This window comes from Pedobacter sp. Bi27 (genome assembly GCF_918698255.1).
Taxonomy (GTDB): Bacteria; Bacteroidota; Bacteroidia; order Sphingobacteriales; family Sphingobacteriaceae; genus Pedobacter.
Genome location: NZ_CAKKMW010000002.1, coordinates 149,273 through 171,505, shown reverse-complemented (window position 1 = coordinate 171,505; position 22,233 = coordinate 149,273). Strand labels below are relative to the sequence as shown.

The window sequence follows — 22,233 nt, the reverse complement described above, 5'->3', positions numbered from 1 at the left end:
TAGCGCTTAAATAAAGCAAAATGAGCTTAAAAACAGTATTCGAGAACCCGAAATTAACACTTGTACAGATCATCAACATGAGCGTTGGTTTTTTTGGGATTCAGTTCGGTTGGGATTTACAGCGTGCAAACATGGGCCGTATTTACGAAAACCTTGGAGCCAATCCCGATCAGGTTCCATTATTGTTTTTGGCCGCGCCCTTAACCGGCTTATTGGTACAACCTATTATTGGTTACCTGAGCGACCGTACCTGGCACCCAAAATGGGGTAGAAGAAGACCTTATTTTTTGATCGGAGCTATTGTAAGCAGTATTGCATTAATTTTTATGCCGCACAGCAGTGTGCTGTGGATGGCCGCTGGTTTACTTTGGATTCTGGATGTTTTTGGAAACATTGCAATGGAACCTTTCCGTGCTTTTGTTACCGATAAATTACCCGATAGTCAGGTTAACCGCGGGTTCATTATGCAGAGCATGATGATCGGTTTAGGAGGTAGTGTAGCATCAGCATTGCCGTGGCTTATGAACAATGTATTCCATCTAACCAATACTGCAGAACAGGGCAGTATTCCAGAAAATGTAAAATTCTCTTTTTATATCGGTGCTTTTTTCTTTTTTGCTGCTGTATTGTGGACGGTTTTTACCACCAAAGAATACCCACCTCAGGATGTAGATTTTAAAGAAAAAGTAAAAGAAAGCAATAAAGGTTTTGGTGGTGGTGCAAGAGAAATTTTTCATGCCTTAAAGAATATGCCTAAAAGGATGCAAATTGTTTCTTTGGTGCAGTTTTTTACCTGGCCAGGTTTGTTTTTAATGTGGTTTTATTATACCACAGCCGTTGCCGTGAATGTTTTTGGTGGAAAAGATGCTGCCGATCCGGTTTATGCGCATGGTGCAGATTTTGGAAGTTTAACACTCGCTTATTACAGCGTTATTACTTTTCTTTTCGCACTGGTGCTTCCAAAAATTGCCGATGCACTGGGCCGTAAAACTACACATGCCCTTTGTTTGATCTGTGGAGCCATTGGTTTAATCAGCGTAGCCTGGGTGCACGATAAAAATATGCTTTATTTATGCATGACTGGTGTGGGGATTGCCTGGGCAAGTATTCTCTCAATGCCTTATGCCATGTTGAGTGGCTCTTTACCCAAAGATAAAATCGGGATTTACATGGGTATTTTCAACTTTTTTATTGTTTTACCAGAAATTATTGCCTCCCTAGGCTTCGGTTGGCTAATGCGGAATGTGTTAAATAACGATAGACTTTTAGCTGTTCAATTGGGTGGTGGTTTGATGATTCTCGCTGCTATAATCTGTTATGTGTTTATCCGCGAACCAAAGAAAACTGACGAAGTCTTGGCTTCTAAACTTGGGTTAGAAGAAAATAGATCGGTGTAATAAATCCATGGTTTATTCCATGGTCTGTGTCCCCACAGACCACCAGCAAGAATTTCGGTCTGTGAGACACAGACCGATAGAAAATGCACAGAGGGCACAGAGTGGCATGAGATATTATCTTCTGGGTGGAAAACTCGGCGTTCTCTGTGGTAAAATCAATAATAAGCTAACCAAATGAAAAATATTATTTACCGCCTCGGTTCGTGTCTGCACGAAACGAAAAAAGCAAAAAACATCCTCTATCTGTTTCTATTGATAACAGCGCTTAATAGTGCCTGTAAAAAAGCATCAACAGATGGTATCATAGAGCCAACGACAACAAATCAAACAGCAGCTTTACCTGCCGGGGCCACAGATGGCATAGTATTTATCAACAACGGAACATCGGCTATTGTAGCGCTTTATGCACCAGGTAAAAAATCAGTTTCGCTAATTGGCGAGTTTAACGATTGGTCTACCACAGCGCTAGCCATGAAAAATACACCAGATGGAAATTATTGGTGGATTCAGGTAGATAATTTAAACCCCAATACAGAATATGCCTACCAGTTTTTTGTAGATGGAAACTTAAAAGTTGCCGATCCTTATTGCGAGAAAATACTCGATCCGGATAATGATCAATACATTACTGCAGCCACGTATCCAAATTTAAAAGCCTATCCAACCGGTAAAACAACAGGCATTGTAAGTGTAATGCAGGCTAATCAGCCAACTTATACCTGGAAAAACACCACTTTTTCCCGCCCGGCTAAAGATAACCTCGTAATTTGCGAATTGCTGGTCCGCGATTTTACTACTGATCATAATTATGCATCAACATTGGCCAAACTTGATTATTTAATTGGTTTGGGCATAAACGCAATTGAGTTAATGCCGGTAAACGAATTTGAGGGGAATTTAAGCTGGGGCTACAATCCGTCATTTTATTTTGCACCTGATAAATATTACGGTACAAAAACGGCTTTACAAAACTTTATCGATGAATGCCATGGCCGTGGAATAGCCGTGATTGTGGATATGGTGTTGAATCATTCCTTCGGTCAATCGCCTATGGTTCAATTGTATTTTGATGGCACAAAGCCAACAACAAATAGCCCTTGGTTTAATGTTGATGCCAAACATCCATTTAACGTAGGTTATGATTTTAACCACGAAAGCCAGGCCACCAAGAAATTTTCGAAAGATGTGATGAAATTTTGGATGCAGCAGTATAAAATTGATGGTTTCCGTTTCGATCTGTCGAAAGGATTTACACAAAAATCGTCAACCGATGATGCACAGTTTAGGTTATACGATGCCGGACGGATTGCTACTTGGAAAGATTATAATGGCTATATCGAAACTATAGATCCGAATTTTTACGTGATCTTGGAACATTTTGCTGAAGAATCTGAAGAAAAAGTTTTGGCCGATGATGGAATGATGCTTTGGAACAACATGAATTACAACATGAATGAAGCAACCATGGGCTGGTTAGATAATTCTAATTTTCAGTGGGGTTTTTATGCCAATCATGGGTTTGCCAAATCAGAGAACTTGGTTGGATATAGCGAAAGTCACGACGAAGAGCGGTTAAACTTTAAGAATATCACCTATGGAAATGCTTCAGGTAGTTATGTAATTAAAGGAAATTTAGCCACATCATTAAAAAGAGAAGAATTAATAGCCGCATTTTTGTTTAGTATCCCTGGGCCAAAAATGATCTGGCAATTTGGAGAATTGGGTTATGATATCAGTATCGATTTTAATGGAAGAACAGGCGAAAAACCGATTAAATGGGATTATTATACCGATCCGAACCGTAAAGCGCTATATGATGCTTATGCTAAATTTATCAGGCTGAAAAAGAACAACAGTATTTTTAATTCAACAAACTCAACCTATGGTCTTACTGGAGGAATCAAATACATTAAATTAACAGAAGGTGCGAATACGGTTGTAGTGGTTGGGAATTTTGATGTAGTGACCCAGACGGCCAATATTGATTTTGGTTCATCAGGAACCTGGGTCGATGCGGTTGGAAGCAGCATAAATCTTTCATCAAATAGCTATAACAGAAGTTTGGCACCTGGAGAATATCACATTTTCAGTAAAACAGCTTTAAAGTAATCTAATTACAGACCTCGGAGGTTTTTAAAACCTGCGAGGTCTAGACTTAACTTTTCATCTCTGCCGGTAGTCTTTTTAGCGGTTTAAAAATTGGCTAAAGGCTTCTGGTGTTTCGCAAATCTCAGGCACATTAATAGATTTATTCCCAATCTCTAAGTAATAATCTTGTTGTTTTTAGTTAATATTGCGATAACAACTAACAGGTTAATGAACAGTAAACTAGCGCATCACTTATTATGGGAACGGTTACGGGTTGGCGATAAAGATGCGTTTTTTGACCTTTATTCAGCACTTTATTACCCGCTCGTAAATTTCGGGATCAGGGTTTGTGCCGATGCCGATACTGCTAGTGAAGCTACCGACCTTGTTTTTACCACCATTTGGGAGAAACACGAAAGCCTAACCCGTGTTGATCATGTTGAAGCCTATCTGCGTACCTTCCTTAAACGTAAACTGCTCAGAATATTAGAAAGAAAGCGTAAAATTAACGATGCACTTTTTAATGCAGGGGCCGATGGCGATTGGATGGAAATGAGCTACGAAGAGTTTATTGTTAAGGTACAAAGCGACGAACTGGTGCAGCATCAGCTCAAAAATGCATTAGAAAAACTGACCTTCCGCCAAAAACAGCTCATCCATCTGAAGTTTTTTGATGGATTAAGTTACGAGCAGATTGCCGAGCAGAGCAACCAAACCATAAAAACAGCCTATAATACCATTTACGACGCCCTTAAAATCCTAAGGAAAGAATTTAACGCGTAAATCTCCGCATTTCGTCATCTCGATTGCAGCGCAGCGGAATAGAGAGATCTTTTGCAGTTAGTTCAATTCATCTTAAAACTTTCGAAGTTTCTCCGGCGCTCAATTCTTTATAAACTTCTCATTTGGGCAGAAAACCTGCGTTAACGATAGGAGCGGCATCCTTTTGGTGTCATCCTGAGTCCGTCGAAGGAAAGCCAAAAGATACAGCGGATAGCGTGTTAAAACGCCAAAAAATAAACAACACTTAATCTAAACTTAAAACCTTTGGAGTCATTCTATTTCCATGGTCTGCCAGCTTTGGATAGTTGTGAGTTTCATGTTTTGAAAACGAACATTACTGTCTCCGTGGGTGCTGTAGCCCCGTTATGCACTTCAATCTTTTTATTGCAAATAAACGTTATAGTTAAATATTGTCGTTAAGCAATAAAAAGGATTTCCGTTGCTACCGGGTTTAGGCAATGAAGTATGTGGTTCTTGGGTGTTTAATCCTTCTGCTCCATGCAGCCTTCAATAGTAAAACAGCCTGAGCCACCTAAACCTAACAGGAGCGGGCACCGAACGCAGAGAGGTAAAGCGGATGGCAGGGCAAATATTTACCGAAGAACTTCAATAATGGCTTTCCCAGAAAAAAGAGATTATTTAAACAATAAATATTTACCAGACCCTTTATAAACTTTAAAAGTAGCATTCCTGCAAATTAAATTTCTTCATCCTGCCTACATTCAGAGCACATATTCCGCTATGTTAAAAAAAAGTTAAAATTTCCTTAGGAAAAAGTAAAGCTTTCGGGCACTGATATATAAAAGGCAAATTAGAATGGTTGATAGAAGTAAATTCAATGCAGAAGATTTTCTTGTCGATAGTACTTTTCAGCAGTATTGTGCTGGAACCGATAAGCTTTGCGTTGGATATTGGGAGAAGTACATTAATGCCCACCCTGAGCAGGCTGCAGTAATTGCAGAAGCAAAAAAACTTTATGTGATCTTGAGCGGGAATAAACGCCCATTAAATAAACAGACAGAGAGCCTGAAGGAAAGTATGTTTCCAGCAGAAAAAGTAGTTAAACTGAACCATTATTTATGGCTTAAAATGGCTGCAGCATTAGTTTTAGTGCTTGGCGCAGTATTGGTTTATAACACATACTTTAAGTATAACAATACAAAAAATGCTGTAGCGGAGGTTTACACCTTTACCACAAAAAGTGGTGAGCGTAAAAAAATTAAACTTCAGGATGGAACATCGGTGCTATTAAACGCAAAAAGTTCTTTATCTGTAACCAAAGGTTTTAACGATCAATTCAGAGAGGTTACCCTAACAGGCGAAGCTTTTTTTGATGTGGCTCACGATAAAAATAAACCTTTTAAAGTGCACACAGCCGATTTTAACATCAATGTACTGGGTACTGCTTTTAATGTGAAAGCATATCCTGATGAAACAACTTCAGAAGCAACTTTAATCCGCGGGTTAATTACCATGGAAGCCGTAAATGGAAATGGCGGAACCATTACTTTAAAACCAAGTCAGAAAGTTACTTTTTATAAGAGCGTTGCGCCGCAACAAAAAAGCAAATTGCTTAAACCTACTGCTTTACAGCCCGAAATTACCATTAACCATTACACAAAGATTAAAGACAGCACCATTGTAGAAACCGCCTGGACGCAGAACCGGATCGAAATATACGATCAGGATTTTGATGAGATTAGAAATGTTTTAGAAAAATGGTACAACGTAGAGATCAGATTTACAGATCCTTCAATAGAAAAATACCGCTTCACAGCCACCATAACAAACGAAAGTATCGAACAGGTTTTACAAGCTTTAAAAGACACTGAAAATAATTTTAAATATGAGATAAAAGGAAAACAGGTAACCATCTCGAAATAGAAAGAAAAAAGGACGGTGTTGGAGCACCGCCCTTGTAATTTCTCTTTTGATTAATTAATGGCAGTTTATGCGCAAACAGATTGCTGCCAAGAACTTTATGCAACCAAAAAAACAAAAATATGATTTATTATTACTTACTGCAAGGGCGCCCAAAATATAAAGCGCTTCTAAAATTCATTATGCTAATGAAACTAGCCTGTATTATGGTTTTCATTACCTGTCTTAATGTTTCGGCATCGGTTTTTTCTCAGGAAAAAATTTCTTTGGATGTTAAGAAAACAAAGCTGGCCAGGGTATTACAGATTATTGAGCAGCAAAGCAGTTACCATTTTGTTTACAGCTCTTCTTACGTTCCGGTAAACAAGGATGTAAGCATTACTGTAACCAATACTTTGGTTACTGATGTATTGGCAGCCATTTTAAACAGAACCAACCTGAAATATTCTGTTTCGGATGGTGGCTTGATTGTAATTAGCAAAAATAAAGAAGTCCCGATTTCGGGAACCGTTAAAGATGCCCTTGGAGGGGTTTTGCCTGGTGCAAGTGTTAGGGTTAAAGGAACAGGCATTGGTACTTCTACCGATGTGAACGGTAAATTTGCATTAAATGCGCCTGAAAATGCTATTCTGGTAATTTCTTATGCTGGTTTTCAAACCAGGGAAATTGCCATCGGTTCGCAGGCCAATATTGATATCGTACTATCAGAAGATACCAAACAGCTTACCGATGTGGTGGTTACTGCTTTGGGTATCAAAAAAGAAAGAAGGGCCTTAGGTTACTCGGTTACGCAGGTTGGCGGCGAAACGCTAACCCAGGCTCGTGAAAATAATATTACCAACTCTTTAGTGGGTAAAGTAGCAGGTTTAGATATTGCCGGTACATCCGGAGGTGCTGGTGCGGCCACCAACGTTACCATCCGTGGTGTATCTAGCTTAGGTCCGTCAAGTCAGCCACTGTATGTTGTTAATGGTATTCCAATGGAAAGTGCACCGGTTGGTTTTGGGAGCACTATTGGTATTGGTAATAATGGCGGTCAATATGATAATGCACCAGATTTAGGAGATGCGATCAGCAACTTAAACCCTGATGATATTGAAAGCATTTCTGTTTTGAAAGGTGCTGCAGCTTCAGCACTGTATGGTAACAGAGCTAAAGCAGGCGTAATCCTGATCACTACTAAAAGTGGCAAGGGGAACAATATTGAGTTTAGCAGTAATTATGTTGCCGAGCAGGTGATGGATAGAACCAACTGGCAATATATATACGGACAAGGTGTAAATGGTCAGAAACCCGCTACGCAATTGGCAGCAGCTTCTACAGGAAGCTCGAGCTGGGGGGCCAGATTAGATGGTTCTAACGTAGTTCAGTTTGATGGTGTGAGCAGGCCTTATTCTGCTCAGGAGAATAATATTGAAGATTTTTACAGAACAGGAGGAACGTTTACTAATACCCTGGCATTAAACAAATCTTTTACCGGTGGCGTAATGCGCTTATCTGCAAGCGATTTAACCAATAGATCGGTTGTACCTAACTCTGGTTTAAACAGACAAAATTTTACCCTTTCCGGTACTTTCGATCCAATAAAGAACCTAGTGATTGATGCACGTTTTAACTATATTTTAGAACAAGCCAAAAATAGGCCAATGGTTTCTGATGGTGCAGGTAACGCCAATTATAATGCAGCATTTTTACCAACCAGTGTAAATATTGAAACGCTAAAGCCTGGTAAAAAACCTGATGAAACTGAGCTTTCGTATAATACAGGTAATACCTATGCTACTAACCCTTGGTTTGCTGCTTATGATTTTATTCACAATACCAAAAGAGAACGTTTATTAAGTTCTATTAGTGCAAAATATACCTTTGATAACGGATTGTTTTTACAGGCACGTGCAGGTAGAGATTCCTATAACGACAATTACGTTGCGGTTACCCCATCCGGTACGGCTTATGATGCCGACGGAGGTTACACCGAACAGATCAGTAAATTCTCTGATATTAATGTGGATGCGTTGATTGGTAAATCTTTTAAAATAGACGATTTTTCAATTACCCCAAATTTTGGTGCAAGTTACCGCCGTACCAAAGGTGCCGGAACCACAAATACAGGCGGATCTTTCCAGATTTTTGGTGTTTATAATTTATCCAATACAGGAGGGAAGGCGGTAGCCGTTTACCAGACTGATCAGGAAACCCAATCTGTTTATGGAACGTTAGAAGTAACTTATAAAGATATTTTATATTTAACAGGAAGTGCACGTAACGATTGGTTTTCTACCTTGGCCACGCCCGGCAGAGATAATAAATTAAATACCATTTATCCATCTATCAGCGGTTCATTTGTTTTTACAGAATTATGGAAGCCATCTTTCTTGAGTTTTGGTAAATTAAGAGCGGGTTTTGCCAATGTTGGTCAGGCAACCACGCCTTTCCAAACACAGCTTTATTATAATTTACGTAGTGAAACCATTAATGGCAGTTCGCTTGGAAATATTGTAAATGCTGCAATCCCGAATGCTACATTAAAGGCATCTAGCGCAAGTGAACTTGAAGTTGGTACAGAAATGAGGTTCTTTGGCGATCGCCTTAGTGTTGATTTTACCTGGTACAACAAAAAATCGAAAGATGAGATCCTTGCTGTTCCTACTTCAACCACAACTGGCTATAACGGGGCATTTTTAAATATTGGCAAGTTGCAAAACCGCGGTGTTGAAGCTTTAGTATCGGGCGTTGTTTTAAAAAATAAAGATTTCAGCTGGACATCAACTTTAAACGGATCGTATAATGATAACAAAGTATTAACGCTTGCACCTGGTACAGCTTCGCAACCTTTGGCAACGTCAAGGAGTAATGTGGGCTTTTTACAGAATCTAGAAGGATTGGCTATTGCACAGGTAATGGCTTACGATTATAAATACGATGCTAATGGTAATATTATAAAAGATACCAATGGTATTCCAGAAAGAGGAGAGCTGAAACCTTATGGTTCAGCCTACAATAAGTGGACTGCTGGTTGGAACAACGAGTTTAACTACAAAGGTGTTAACTTTTCATTCCTGATTGATGGTAAATGGGGCGGCAAAATTTTCTCTGCCACTGATTATTATGGTTATGTGTTTGGTTTGCATCAGGCTACTTTAGAAAACCGTGATGCGTTAGGCATAAATGCAGCAAATTATTACAGCACTTTTGCCAATAACGTATCAAAGCAGTTTGTGCAGGATGCAAGTTTTATCAAATTCAGACAAGTTATTCTGGGTTATAACTTCCCTGGAAAAATGTTCAATAATAAGATTAAAGGTTTAAATGTGAGTTTTGTTGGGCGTAATTTATTCATCCTGATGAAGAAAACAGACAACATCGATCCCGAGTCGAGCTATAATGCAACCATTCCGGGTATGGAGCTCGGCGGAGTGCCGCCAGTGCGTACCTACGGTTTAAATTTAAGTGTTAAGTTATAATCCTTTAAACGAATTGAAAATGAAAACGATCATAAAATTATACGTACCACTTTTATTATCTGGATTAGCCCTGATAGCTGGTTGTACAAAAGACTTTGAAAAAATTAATACAGATCCAACATCAGTTGGACAAGAGCAATATAACCCAAACTTTCTTTTATCTACCGCCCAGTTAAATTATACCGGAAGCATCGACTTTGCCTACGAGACCTGGAGGGGTAATTTAATCTATGCTTCTACCATGATGCAGGGCATGTCATCCGTAATTGGTTATTGGGCAGGTGATAAATACATGCTTAATGAAGGTTATACAGCAGCTTATTGGGAAAAAGCTTATCCCGATCAGGTTAAGTACGCTGCCGATTTAGTTGAGTTTACCAAAGGGAAAAGCCAGTATAATAACGTTTATCAGATGGGTAGAATTTGGAAAGCCCTGATTTTTGAGCGATTAACAGATTTATATGGCGATATACCCTATTTTGATGCCGGAAGAGGTTATTATACTGCAAATTTATATCCCAAATATGATGCACAGCAGGCTATTTATACCGATTTGTTAAAAGAGGTTGATGAAGCGAGCACTGCCTTAAATGCAAGTGGCGATAAAGTAACCGGCGATCTTGTTTTTGCTGGCGACATTGCAAAATGGAAACGTTTTGGAAATAGTTTAATGTTGCGAATGGCCATGAGGTTAACCAAAGCTGATGCCACTTTAGCTCAGACTTACATTAACAAAGCAGTTGGTAAAACCATGACAGGCGATTCGGACAATGCGTTCTTTAAACACGATACCAACGGCGCCCGTGTAACGCAGAACAGAAACGCACAGGTTTTGTTAGGTGATGGCGGTCAGGAGAATTTTTACACCAGGTGGAGCAGTACCTTCATCAATTATTTAAAAACGAATAACGACCCTCGTTTGGGCAGGGTAGCAGTAACCAAATTATATTTAACGGATGGAACCAAAGATCAAAATCCTGCTTTCGTGACTAATCCTGCAGTACAAAAAGGGATGCCAAATGGTAAAGATCTAAGTGGTATTGCAGGAAGAGATGTTCGTCAGGACCCCTCTTATACTGATTTTACCGATTATTCATCTCCAAATCCGGGTATGTTAAAAAGAGATGGTAATACTTTTATCCTTACCTATGCCGAAACGGAATTGCTTTGGGCAGAGGCGGCACAACGTTACGGTATTGGAGGTTCGGCAGCTACACATTACAATGCCGGTGTAATTTCTGCAATGACTTATCTTTCTCAATATGATCCATCAATGGCGGTAAGCGGAACGGATGCTGCGGCTTATTTAACCGCCCATCCATATGTGGCGGCCAATGGTTTAGAAATGATTGGTACCCAATATTGGGCACATACCATTACCATGCTCGATTTTTACGAGGCCTGGTCGAACTGGAGAAGAACAGGTATTCCTGCGCTAGTGCCTATTGTATATCCAAATACCAATACAGGTGGTTCAATTCCACGTCGGTTCCCTTATCCACTTTTTGAAGGCGTTACTAATGCGGTAAATTATAAAGCTGCATCTGCTGCTGTTCCAGGAGGCGATAAGCTGGTAGGAAAAGTTTGGTGGGATAAATAATTTATATCATCCCGGTTTTTTACTAGCCGACATTGCTTATGCAGTGTCGGCTTTTTTATTCTAGTGTTTTCCATTGCATTTTCATCAAACGTTTGCGCAAAACTTACATGAGCGTATAAAGAAGTTTAGTTTATCTTTAACTCATAAGTACATCATTTTCAGTATTAAAACTGTAATGTGTTTAACGGAATACGCTAAACGCTAATTATAATAATTCATCATTTACACATGAAAAGCATTCTATTTACTCTTGGTTTCGTTATTGTCACTCAAGGTCTTTTATTCGGTCAAACCGACAGCACGGTTATTCAATCAGTACCCAACATTAAAGCAATAAAGACTGGCGACAAGAAAGTTATTTTTCCCGAAAGCCCAAAAGGTTATTCTCTGGTATTCAAGGGAAGTAATCGCGAACCAATAGTAAATTCATCTGGCGATATTACCACGCCACTGGTTGCAACAAATGTCAACTTGTATTTCGAACTGATTAGTCAGGTAAGCGATTCGATAAAGTATGATGTATCTAAACAGGTTGTTGTGCCAGGGAAATTTTCGGACGGTGGTATTAACCCGCAGCCTTTTGTAATTCCTGCTCTACGAGAATGGCATGGTGGTAAAGGCAATTTCTCTTTAACTGCCACTAGCAGAATTGTTTTAAATACAGCGAATGAGAAACAGCTGCAGAACGCTGCAAGTATTTTAAAACAAGAGTTGAAAGATCAGTTGGGGTTTAACCTGTTAATTGTGAAAGGTAAGGCTAAAAAAGGCGATATTTTTTTATCCTTAAGTACAACAGACAAAAGCATCGGCGAAGAAGGATACTACTTTAATGCAGATGAACATATTACCATTAGCGCAGTAAAATATCAGGGACTATTCTGGGGAACAAGAACTTTATTGCAGCTACTGGAGCAGAAAAATTCCATTCCAAAAGGATTGGCAAGAGATTATCCAGCGTTTAAAGTACGCGGATTTGTGCTCGATGTTGGCCGTAAGTTCTTTAGTTTACAGTTTTTAAGAGATTATGTGAAATTCATGTCTTATTACAAATTGAACGATTTTCAGATCCACTTAAATGACAATGGCTTTAAAAAATACTTCAATGATAATTGGGCTGATACCTATTCGTCTTTCCGCTTAGAAAATGCAACCTACCCTGGGCTGACAGCAAAAGATGGTTCTTATACCAAAAAGGAATTTATGGCGCTACAACAGTTAGCCGATAATTATGCGGTCCGTATTATTCCAGAAATTGATGCACCGGCACATGCGCTGGCTTTTACCAAGGTAGTTCCCGAAATTGGCAGTAAAGCATATGGTATGGATCACCTTGATCTCCATAACCCACTTAGTTATACGGTTATGGAAAATGTATTTAAAGAATATATTTCTGGTAGCACACCCGTGTTTTCGGGTAAAGCGGTTCACATTGGTACAGATGAATATGCTAAAAAAGATGCAGAAGTTTTTAGGGCTTTTACCGATCACATGATTAAATATGTAGAAGGTTTTGGGAAGGATGTTAGGCTGTGGGGAGCATTAACACACGCAAAAGGTACCACTCCTGTAAAAGTAGAAAATGTGGTGATGAACACCTGGTACAATGGTTATGCCAACCCTGTTGAAATGAAGAAACTGGGCTATAAGCAAATCAGTACGCCCGATGGATGGCTATATATTGTACCTGCAGCAGGCTACTATTATGATTACCTGAACATTAAAAATCTTTATAACAAATGGACCCCTTCTATGATTGGAAATATTCAGTTTACACCTGGCGATCCTACTATATTAGGTGGCTCTTTTGCCGTGTGGAATGATATTGTAGGCAACGGAATTACAGAAAAAGATGTACATGATAGGGTATTTCCCGCCATGCAGGTATTAGGACAAAAGATGTGGGGAGGAAATAATACAACTTTAACGTTCGAGGATTTTAACGTTTTGAGCAAGAAGATAGGAGAAGGCCCGTCATTAAACATAAATGGAAAGCTATCTAAAAACGATGCGCCATTTACAGCCCAGTTTAATTTCGATAAAAAGGACAAACAAATTAAAACTACTGGTGCAACTTATACAGAAGGATATTTAAAGAACGCTTTATCATTTTCAGGAAAAGATAGTTATGCCAGGTTACCATACGCTGAAATAGGTTATAATTATACGGTTTCTTTTTGGGTAAACCCTGCCAATAACAATTTGGACGGTGCGCTGTTATTCAAATCGCCTAACGCTACTGTAAAACTAAAACAGACAGGTACGGGCAAACTTGGGTTTTCAAGGGAAGGTTATGATATCGATTTTGGATATGCTGTGCCCGAAAATAGCTGGACACACGTGATCATAACCGGAACCAATAAAGGCACCAATCTTTATGTGAATGGTAAACTTGAAAAACGATTGTACGATAACTGGATTACATTTACAGATAAAGACAAAACGAAAGTGCGTAAATCAGAAACTTTGTTTTTCCCACTTCAAACAGTTGGTGGATTTAAAGGAAAGTTAGATGAATTACAAGTTTGGAACAAGGTATTGTCAGACGAAGAGATTCTGGCCTTAAAGTGATAAAAAAGGATTAAACAATAACCCGTCTCGATTAAATCAGTTTTTACCAGCCGATACCGCAAATGTGGTATCGGCTTTTTTGTCTCCCGTATTTTGATAATATTTTAAGCAAACGTTTGTGCTGTGTCGGTTTTAGACTTTGTTTTCTAATGCTTAAAGTAGATTTAAGCTGTAATATTAAACAGGCGTAGCGCTTTGATTTGATTGTTTTTTATGATTTAGTATTAGATTGTTAATCAAACGTTTGTGCGTTATTTTGGGAAAATATCTCCTCAATAAAGCACTATATTTAATCAACAAGCTATTGTAATCTCACCTGTAATTTAATGGTTATTCACTTTTACTATTGCGTAAGATTGTAGCTGTATTTTCTGGCGCTGTACACAAATGATTTTTAATTAATATTTTAAAATTTAACCCATTAAACCAAAGAAAATGAAAAAAACAATTGCTTTACTCGTAGCTTCTTTAGCTTTTACAGTTTGTCTGTTTAGTAGTTTTACGCCCGAAAAAGTTGCCCTTTCCCCTAAAAAGGTTATGCGCCGTGGGGTAGTTACGGTTACAAAAAATTTCACGACCAGTAATGGCCTGGCTGCGGTGGCAACACTACAGTATACCACCGGGCAGGTTTATTCGAGCATTACAGTAAGCATAGAAGGAGAGGGCAACGTTCCGCTGACTTCGGTGTCCCATTCCTCAGGCCCAATTTACGCCGATACTTTTGAAGGTTATAAGGCCGGATCTTATTATGAATATTTTGTAGATGTATTGGTAACTGGAAACCCGACTATTGGCTGGCAAATTTCAGATACAAGCGCCGAAGCGGTGGTGATTTAAATTGCCAGCCTAAATAAAGAGTCTACTGCTTCATTGCAGCAGTTTTTTGCAGAACCGGCATTGCCAAAAGCAATGCTGGTTTTTTTATGGTAACATTTCTAATGCGCTTTTTGATTAACGCTACAATAGTTTGATATTTAGAAACCAAACCAAAACAATGAAATTCAGATTTATACTCGCTACATTTTTAAGCATGGGCATTTTTGCATATGCACAACAAGAACCAAGAAAAAGCCAATCTAAAGAAACCGTAACCACTACCCAGGTTACCGTTAAAGATGAACCTAAATCTTCAGCAAACGAAAGGGCCATTAAGGTAGAAAGTTCTGTTGTTACCAATCACACTGTAAATATCGATGGTAAATCGGTTCCTTATAAGGCCACAACAGGTACCTTGCCGGTTTGGGATGAAGACGGAAAACCAATTGCAGGTTTGTTTTATACTTATTACGAACGCAGTGATGTGCAAAATCGCGATAAACGACCTTTAGTAATCTCTTTTAACGGCGGTCCGGGTTCAGCTTCAGTTTGGATGCACATCGCCTATACAGGTCCTGTGGTTTTAAATATTGATGACGAAGGTTATCCTGTGCAGCCTTATGGTTATAAAGAGAATTCATATTCTATTTTAGATGTTGCCGATATTATTTACGTCGATCCGGTCAATACTGGCTATTCGAGAGCGGTGAGTAAAGATATTCCAACAAATAAGTTCTTTGGAGTACGTGCCGATATCAAATACCTGGCCGAGTGGATCAATACTTTTGTAACCCGCAATAACCGATGGGCCTCTCCAAAATTTTTAATTGGCGAGAGTTATGGTACCACACGCGTTTCGGGTTTGGCTTTAGAGCTGCAAAACAGCCAATGGATGTATTTAAACGGTGTGGTTTTGGTTTCGCCAACAGAACTTGGTATTGAGCGTAGTGGCCCTGTTGATGCGGCTTTGCGTTTACCCTATTTTGCAGCTACAGCCTGGTATCATAAGGCGCTTGCGGCCGATTTACAGGGCAAAGATTTAACAGCCATGCTTCCTGAGGTTGAAAATTTTACCATTAATGAATTAATCCCAGCTATTTCGCAGGGCGGGATGTTGAGTGCCGATAAAAAGAAAGCCATTGCCACAAAAATGGCGCGTTATTCCGGCCTTTCAGAAAAAGTGATATTAGATTACAACCTTAATGTACCAACTGATTTCTTTTGGAAAGAACTGCTGAGAGATAAAGGTTTTACTGTTGGTAGATTAGATTCCCGCTATCGTGGTATCGATAAAATGAGTGCTGGCGAAGGACCCGATTATAATGCAGAGCTAACCTCTTGGTTGCATTCTTTTACACCAGCCATCAATATGTACATCCGCAACGAGCTGAATTATAAAACCGATTTAAAGTACAATATGTTCGGTTCCGTTTACCCATGGGATAAAACTGGCGATCAGACAGGCGATAACCTCCGCCAGGCCATGGCACAGAATCCATACCTCCATTTATTAGTGCAATCAGGTTATTACGATGGTGCCTGCGATTATTTCAATGCGAAATACAGCATGTGGCAGTTAGATGCTGCAGGTAAACTGCAAGACCGAATGAGCTGGGAAGGTTACCGCAGTGGGCACATGATGTATTTACGTAAAGATGATCTGAAAACGGCCAATAACCATATCCGTGAGTTTATTAAAAAAGCATTACCAAAAGCAGGCGAGGCTGCTAAGTTCTAGCCAGGATTTAGAGGATTTAAGGATTTTAAGAATAAAGTGTATGTTTCCTCTCTTGAAGGGGCAAGGGATGGTTTGTCAACTCTTATAGAGATAATTCTTCGGGTTTTATTTGGAGCGCAGTTGTGGTGCAATAATTATCGTTCGTCCTGCTTTACGCTCCGATCTTTTTTGCCCTTCGACTCCGCTCAGGGTGAAAAAAAAGATCTCCGCTTCAATCAGGGCTAGTTGGGTTAGGACGGTGGCAGGGAAACCCCTCATAGTAGCACAGGCAGGCGTAATCTAAACCTGACAGCTGCGACAGCCCCAGATTTAAGCACTGTCTATTTTGTTTTTACGGTGTGCTTGCTTATTTCACAGGTTTCATCTGGGCTAAAGCAAATGGCAGGACTGCTTTTAAAAAAGAATTACTGCAATTGCTTTTCAAATTATAAAGACTGATAATAAAACATCAATAAATTCTAATTTGAGATTCTAGAGTTGACAACTTTCATGGGCACAATGATGATAAAGTTGTCAACTCTTAAACAGATTTATCTCCTCAAAAAAGCAAACAAAAAACTGTTCACTGCAAACTAAAAATAATTACTTATTTTTGTGGTTCAATTATGCAGCAAATAAAAACATCATTCGATTTTGAAAAACCTATTGCCGATTTAGTTCAGCAGATAGAAAAGGTTAAGCAAGTTGCCGAAAAAACTAAGGTAGATATGTCTGCCACTTTAGACGAGCTTGATGGTAAATTAGATGAAACTACCAATAACTTATATAAAAATTTAACCGGTTGGAACAAGGTTCAGATGAGCCGTCATCCCGATCGCCCGCAAACACTCGATTACATCAATATGATCTGCGATGATTTTATTGAAATGCACGGCGATAGAACAGTTAAAGATGATAAAGCGATTATTGGCGGTTTTGCCACCATAAATGGTCAAACGGTAATGGTTATTGGTCATCAGAAAGGTAAAAACACCAAAGAGCGTCAGTTTCGTAATTTCGGTATGGCCAACCCAGAAGGTTACCGTAAAGCTTTGCGTTTAATGCGTTTGGCTGAAAAATTTAATAAACCGGTTGTTTCTTTTATCGATACTATGGGTGCTTACCCTGGTTTAGAGGCCGAGGAACGTGGACAAGGTGAGGCTATTGCCAGAAACTTATTGGAAATGTCTATTCTTCGTGTGCCGATTATCTGCATTGTTGTGGGCGAAGGTGCATCAGGAGGTGCTTTAGGTATTGGTATTGGTGATAAAGTTTATATGTTAGAGCATACCTGGTACTCGGTAATCTCACCTGAATCCTGCTCATCTATTTTATGGAGAAGCTGGGATTTTAAAGAGAAAGCTGCTGAATGTTTAAAATTAACTTCTGATGACATGTTTGGCAACAAATTAATCGATGGTATTATTCCAGAACCACTTGGAGGTGCGCATCAGGATCCCGAGTTAATGGGCAGAACTTTAAAAGATTACATCATTAAAGATTTAGCTGCTTTAGGTAAACTAAAAACTGATAAACTGATCGAACAGCGGATTGATAAATTCTGTGCAATGGGTGTTGTAAACGAATAATCATTAAAAAAATAAACTTGAATCCTGTTTGGCAATGCTGAACAGGATTTTTTTGTGCTCACGCTCGTTTCTAACGAGCGTGTAAATAGGTTACCGTATTTTACGGTGTTAGTTATTTATATATTTGGTTTGATTTTTAGGATATAATCGTAAAGCTACTGCTGCACTCGTTAGAAACGAGCGCAAGCGTTCAATAAATATTAATCAATGTCTAGTAACTCAATTTCTATTAGTCCGCTAAGCCCATGATAATTAGTTGCGGAACTGTAAATATAATGTTCAGGCTCTGATACAATTCCAGCTCTAACTGGATTTTGATGGATGTAATTTAGCTTTTGAAATGTAAAATCTGAACTGATTAATTCAACAGCATGGTAGCCATCTTGCCAAACCTTGTAATTCTCAATTCTTGTAAGGTATTTTCCTGCAAATTCAAATTTATTCAGCAACCAGTTTTTCCTGCTTTCATTTCCTGAATTAATCTCTTCAATAATAGCCCTATTTGTAAACTTCTTAAAATCTCTAATTATTTCAAAAAGCTTTACACATCCATTCGCAGATGAAATGAGGTGTAAATGGTTGGTCATCAGGCAATAAGCATACAGAATAAGGCCCTTGTTAGACTGGCAATACTTTAATGAATCTACAATAATTTCTTTATAAGTTGAACGAGTGAATATATCGACCCAATCTACAATCGTAAAAGTTAAAAAATAGATGCCTTCCGGATCTCTGGCTTGATATTGATCTGACATTTAATAAAAATATTTATTAATTCAGAAAAATCATAATTGCTCACGCTCGTTTCTAACGAGCGTGTAGATAGCTGGTCGTGTTTACGACCTATCCGAAATCTAGACTTATATCATTCTTTACGATGGAATCGTAAAGCCATTTTGCACTGGTTAGAAACGAGCGCAAGCATTTCGTGATTGCTCACGCTCGTTTCCAACGAGTGTGTAGATAGCTGGTCGTGTTTACGACCTATCAGAAATTTAGATTTATATCATCCTTTACGATGGAATCGTAAAGCAATTTTGCACTCGTTAAAAACGAGCGCAAGCGGTAACAAAAAAAGCAGCTACAAATTAATGCAGCTGCTTTGTAAGCTATTTTCAGATCCGTTTACTGTTGTGGCCCCTGTTGTGGGAAAAACATCGATAAACGGCCTTCTAAACTGTTAAACGTTTTCTGCAGCTTATCGCTCAATTTGTCCTGACCTGCAGCTTTACTCGTTTTAATCATTCTGTCCAGGTAATATAATCCTGTTTGAATGTTCTGCGATCCGGTTAAACCTTTTGATTGTGAAATATCAGCAAGGTAGTTTAATTCTTTACTGATATAATCGCCTGATTTGTCTAAAATATCATTCGCTTTGGCCGTTTCACCTAATTTATATAAGTTTTCAGCCATGTAGAATTTCACAACAACCGTACGGATGCCGAAGAATTTATCAGGCATTACTGCAAAATATTTATCTACTACTTTTTTGGCATCAGCAGTTTTACCTTCTTTAATTAAGCTGTTGGTTAAGCTACTGAAGAGATTGGTGAAAATGAAAGTATCATCTGATGACTGTGGATCTAAATATTTAGCGGTTTTCATATTTCCCCACTTAAATTTAGTCATCACATTATTGTACAATACAGGCGTATTTAATTGCTCTGGCCTATCTTCAGATGCTGTCGTATCAGCTTTAAGCGGTAATAAACGCATGGCTAAACCTTCGCTGTATAAATACTTATCTAAGCCGTTATATTGCTCAGAAGGCACGGTAGAAGCGAAATAAATCGGACGTTTCCAGTTGTTATGTGCCAGGATATCGAACATGGCCAAAGTTCCTTTAGTAACATAACCTTTATTAAACTTCCAATCCATTGTAGTAGTAATTTTTGCAGCATCGGCTGCAGGTACTGTTCCTGTACTGATTACTTGCTGCGGGTCTACCGTGATTTTAAGGTTTTTAGTTGGTAAAAAGTTAGATTTTGATCCATCCTGCATTGGTACTTTATCGCTCTCATCGTTTGATAGCAATAAATCAACTACGTTTTTAAGCTCAATACTACCTGCAATTTTGTAATCATCGTATGGCATTACATCTCTTTCTCCCTGTACATATTGCTCAGGTTTCATCGTGATTGGCAAAGGCGCTGATTCGTTTTGTTTTTGTCTTAAACCGTTAATGTACCAATCTGTATCGAATAAACTTAAGTTTACAATACGCACATCAGGACGAACATTTTCTACCTCCTGGATATACCAAAGTGGGTAGGTATCATTATCGCCATAAGTAAATAAGATGGCATTTGGCGCACAGGATTGTAGGTAATCCAAGGCAATATCATGCGGAACCATTTTCGTAGAACGGTCATGATCATCCCATCCCTGCTCGGCCATAATTACCGGTGCAGCCAGTAATCCAATCACGGTTGCACCAATGGCACCGGCAGTTGGCGTTAGTTTTTTAAACAACCACTCTTTAATGGCGAGTGCCCCGAGCCCGATCCATATTGCAAAGGCATAGAACGATCCTACATAAGCATAATCCCTTTCGCGGGGTTCTAATGGTTTTTGATTTAAGTATAATACAATGGCAATACCGGTAAAGAAGAATAGTAATGCGACAACGCCCGCATCTTTTTGGTTACGTTTAAAATGCCAAAGTGCACCAATAACGCCTAAAATTAATGGTAAAAAGAAGAAACGGTTATACGCTTTATTATCAACGGTTGATGGTGGCAGATTGCTTTGATTGCCTCTCAACATAGCATCAATTGGTTTAATGCCGCTAATCCAGGTACCTTCATGTCCGCTACCCTGACCTTGCTCGTCATTCTGGCGGCCAGCAAAATTCCACATGAAATAACGCATGTACATATAGCCAATCTGATAGCTGAACAAGAAACCAACGTTATCTACCAAAGTAGGGTTTTTAGTATCATCTAAGCGCATCCATTCTTTATAAAAAGCCGCATGTTTAGGGTCATCGCTATACATACGTGGCAATAAGGTGTTGTTGTTATATTCGTAATCGGTTTTTTTACCCGCTACCTCATATTTTTCTTTTCCTTTTCTCCAGATGGTTTTTCCTTCGGTTACACCAACTCTTTCAGAGTTATAGTTAGGGCCATAACCCAATGGCCTGTCGCCATATTGCTCACGGTTTAGGTAACTTAAGAAAGAGAAAGCATCTTTCGGCGCACTGTTATTTAAGTTCGGATCTGCCTTTGCCCTGATGATAATCATCGAGAATGATGCATAACCGAAAATGATTAATACGGTAGAGATTAAGCCTAGGTTTAATAATTTCTTTTGGTGTTGGATAGAATAACGAATTCCCCAAACCAGGGCGCCGATTAATAAAATAGCGAAGAATAAAACGCCTGTTCCAAAACCCAGACCTAATGTGTTAACAAAGAATAAATCGAAATAAGCACCGAACGAAACCAGGTATTGGATAATACCATATTGGATTACCGCTAAGATTAAAATACCAACAATAAGGGTTTTAATAATTCCCGATGTTGTTGCTTTATCTGTTCTTTTGAAATAATAAATAAAAGCAAGTGCTGGGATGGTTAACAGGTTTAACAAGTGGATACCGATTGATAAACCCATAATATAGGCAATAAACAATAACCAACGATCGGCACGTGGCTCATCGGCATGCGCTTCCCATTTAAGGATAGCCCAGAATACAATTGCTGTGAATAACGATGATTGTGCATAAACTTCTGATTCTACTGCCGAAAACCAAAAGCTATCAGAGAAAGTATAAGCCAAAGCACCAACGGCACCTGCACCCATAATGCTGATCAATTTACCAGTTGTTAGTTCTTCACCGGCTTTTAATACCGTTTTTTTAGCCAATGCGGTGATGGTCCAAAATAAGAATAAGATAGTTGCCCCGCTCGATACAGCCGAACCAACATTCATCCAGTAAGCGATTTTGGTTAAATCTCCAGCTGCAAAAATAGAGAAGAAACGTTGGATCATTAAGAACAAAGGCGCACCAGGTTGGTGAACAACCTGCATTCTAAATGCCGATGCGATAAATTCACCGCAATCCCAAAAACTGGCAGAAGGCTCTAAGGTTAAAACGTAAGTTAGTGTAGCAATTAAAAAGCAGATCCAGCCTACTATATTATTAACTTTTGAATAATTCATTGGTTTGTTTAATGATATTAAAAATTGTTTTCACATAAAAATGCTGCCGAAATTAACTATTCTAGTCGATAAAACAGGTAAATTTTTGGATTGATTTAACAATTTTTAACGGCTTAAGGCCTTTAACATAAAGGATTTTAATTTATTTGAGAAACAAAAACCC

The 22,233-nt window shown here is 38.9% G+C and carries 12 protein-coding genes; 10 read left to right on the top strand and 2 right to left on the bottom strand.

Annotated elements, in window-relative coordinates; all coding sequences use genetic code 11:
• Positions 1-20 precede the first annotated feature (20 nt).
• The 10 genes from LQ227_RS06085 to LQ227_RS06040 all read left to right on the top strand — a co-directional run bounded on the left by LQ227_RS06085 (position 21) and on the right by LQ227_RS06040 (position 17,903).
• Positions 21-1,397: an MFS transporter gene (locus tag LQ227_RS06085; RefSeq protein ID WP_230145820.1), complete on the top strand. Its 1,377-nt coding sequence runs from the start codon at positions 21-23 to the stop codon at positions 1,395-1,397.
• Between the two features lie 174 nt (positions 1,398-1,571).
• Positions 1,572-3,506 carry an alpha-amylase family glycosyl hydrolase gene (locus LQ227_RS06080; protein ID WP_230148697.1) on the top strand — a complete coding sequence of 645 codons (1,935 nt, stop codon included), beginning with the start codon at positions 1,572-1,574 and terminating at the stop codon, positions 3,504-3,506.
• Positions 3,507-3,713: 207 nt separating this feature from the next.
• Positions 3,714-4,268, top strand: a complete 555-nt coding sequence (locus LQ227_RS06075; RefSeq protein WP_230145822.1) for an RNA polymerase sigma factor — start codon at positions 3,714-3,716, stop codon at positions 4,266-4,268.
• A gap of 816 nt (positions 4,269-5,084) precedes the next feature.
• Complete coding sequence (locus LQ227_RS06070) at positions 5,085-6,152, top strand: FecR family protein (protein ID WP_230145823.1); 1,068 nt, start codon at positions 5,085-5,087, stop codon at positions 6,150-6,152.
• 185 nt (positions 6,153-6,337) lie between these two features.
• The gene (locus LQ227_RS06065; RefSeq protein WP_230146695.1) at positions 6,338-9,613 is read left to right on the top strand and encodes a SusC/RagA family TonB-linked outer membrane protein; all 3,276 of its coding nucleotides are present in this window, start codon (positions 6,338-6,340) and stop codon (positions 9,611-9,613) included.
• Between the two features lie 19 nt (positions 9,614-9,632).
• Positions 9,633-11,213, top strand: coding sequence for a SusD/RagB family nutrient-binding outer membrane lipoprotein (locus LQ227_RS06060; RefSeq protein WP_230148694.1), 1,581 nt, complete (start codon positions 9,633-9,635; stop codon positions 11,211-11,213).
• Between the two features lie 228 nt (positions 11,214-11,441).
• Positions 11,442-13,781 carry a family 20 glycosylhydrolase gene (locus tag LQ227_RS06055; protein WP_230148691.1) on the top strand — a complete coding sequence of 780 codons (2,340 nt, stop codon included), beginning with the start codon at positions 11,442-11,444 and terminating at the stop codon, positions 13,779-13,781.
• Positions 13,782-14,216: 435 nt separating this feature from the next.
• A complete protein-coding gene (locus tag LQ227_RS06050) occupies positions 14,217-14,618 on the top strand; it encodes a hypothetical protein (RefSeq protein WP_230145827.1) in 402 nt (133 codons plus the stop codon).
• Between the two features lie 157 nt (positions 14,619-14,775).
• Positions 14,776-16,335, top strand: a complete 1,560-nt coding sequence (locus LQ227_RS06045; protein WP_230145828.1) for a S10 family peptidase — start codon at positions 14,776-14,778, stop codon at positions 16,333-16,335.
• A 605-nt stretch (positions 16,336-16,940) separates the two neighbouring features.
• Entirely contained in the window at positions 16,941-17,903 is a 963-nt protein-coding gene (locus LQ227_RS06040) for an acetyl-CoA carboxylase carboxyltransferase subunit alpha (RefSeq protein WP_230148689.1), read from the top strand.
• A 200-nt stretch (positions 17,904-18,103) separates the two neighbouring features.
• Here LQ227_RS06040 and LQ227_RS06035 read toward each other — a convergent pair whose 3' ends face one another.
• Positions 18,104-18,658 carry a transposase gene (locus LQ227_RS06035; protein WP_230148687.1) on the bottom strand — a complete coding sequence of 185 codons (555 nt, stop codon included), beginning with the start codon at positions 18,656-18,658 and terminating at the stop codon, positions 18,104-18,106.
• A 370-nt stretch (positions 18,659-19,028) separates the two neighbouring features.
• Complete coding sequence (locus LQ227_RS06030) at positions 19,029-22,070, bottom strand: DUF2723 domain-containing protein (protein ID WP_230145830.1); 3,042 nt, start codon at positions 22,068-22,070, stop codon at positions 19,029-19,031.
• Positions 22,071-22,233 lie beyond the last annotated feature (163 nt).

Coding starts and splice junctions, on each gene's coding strand:
- LQ227_RS06085 (WP_230145820.1), top strand. CDS start 21: ATGAGCTTAAAAACAGTATTCGAGAACCCGAAATTAACACTTGTACAG.
- LQ227_RS06080 (WP_230148697.1), top strand. CDS start 1,572: ATGAAAAATATTATTTACCGCCTCGGTTCGTGTCTGCACGAAACGAAA.
- LQ227_RS06075 (WP_230145822.1), top strand. CDS start 3,714: ATGAACAGTAAACTAGCGCATCACTTATTATGGGAACGGTTACGGGTT.
- LQ227_RS06070 (WP_230145823.1), top strand. CDS start 5,085: ATGGTTGATAGAAGTAAATTCAATGCAGAAGATTTTCTTGTCGATAGT.
- LQ227_RS06065 (WP_230146695.1), top strand. CDS start 6,338: ATGAAACTAGCCTGTATTATGGTTTTCATTACCTGTCTTAATGTTTCG.
- LQ227_RS06060 (WP_230148694.1), top strand. CDS start 9,633: ATGAAAACGATCATAAAATTATACGTACCACTTTTATTATCTGGATTA.
- LQ227_RS06055 (WP_230148691.1), top strand. CDS start 11,442: ATGAAAAGCATTCTATTTACTCTTGGTTTCGTTATTGTCACTCAAGGT.
- LQ227_RS06050 (WP_230145827.1), top strand. CDS start 14,217: ATGAAAAAAACAATTGCTTTACTCGTAGCTTCTTTAGCTTTTACAGTT.
- LQ227_RS06045 (WP_230145828.1), top strand. CDS start 14,776: ATGAAATTCAGATTTATACTCGCTACATTTTTAAGCATGGGCATTTTT.
- LQ227_RS06040 (WP_230148689.1), top strand. CDS start 16,941: ATGCAGCAAATAAAAACATCATTCGATTTTGAAAAACCTATTGCCGAT.
- LQ227_RS06035 (WP_230148687.1), bottom strand. CDS start 18,658: ATGTCAGATCAATATCAAGCCAGAGATCCGGAAGGCATCTATTTTTTA.
- LQ227_RS06030 (WP_230145830.1), bottom strand. CDS start 22,070: ATGAATTATTCAAAAGTTAATAATATAGTAGGCTGGATCTGCTTTTTA.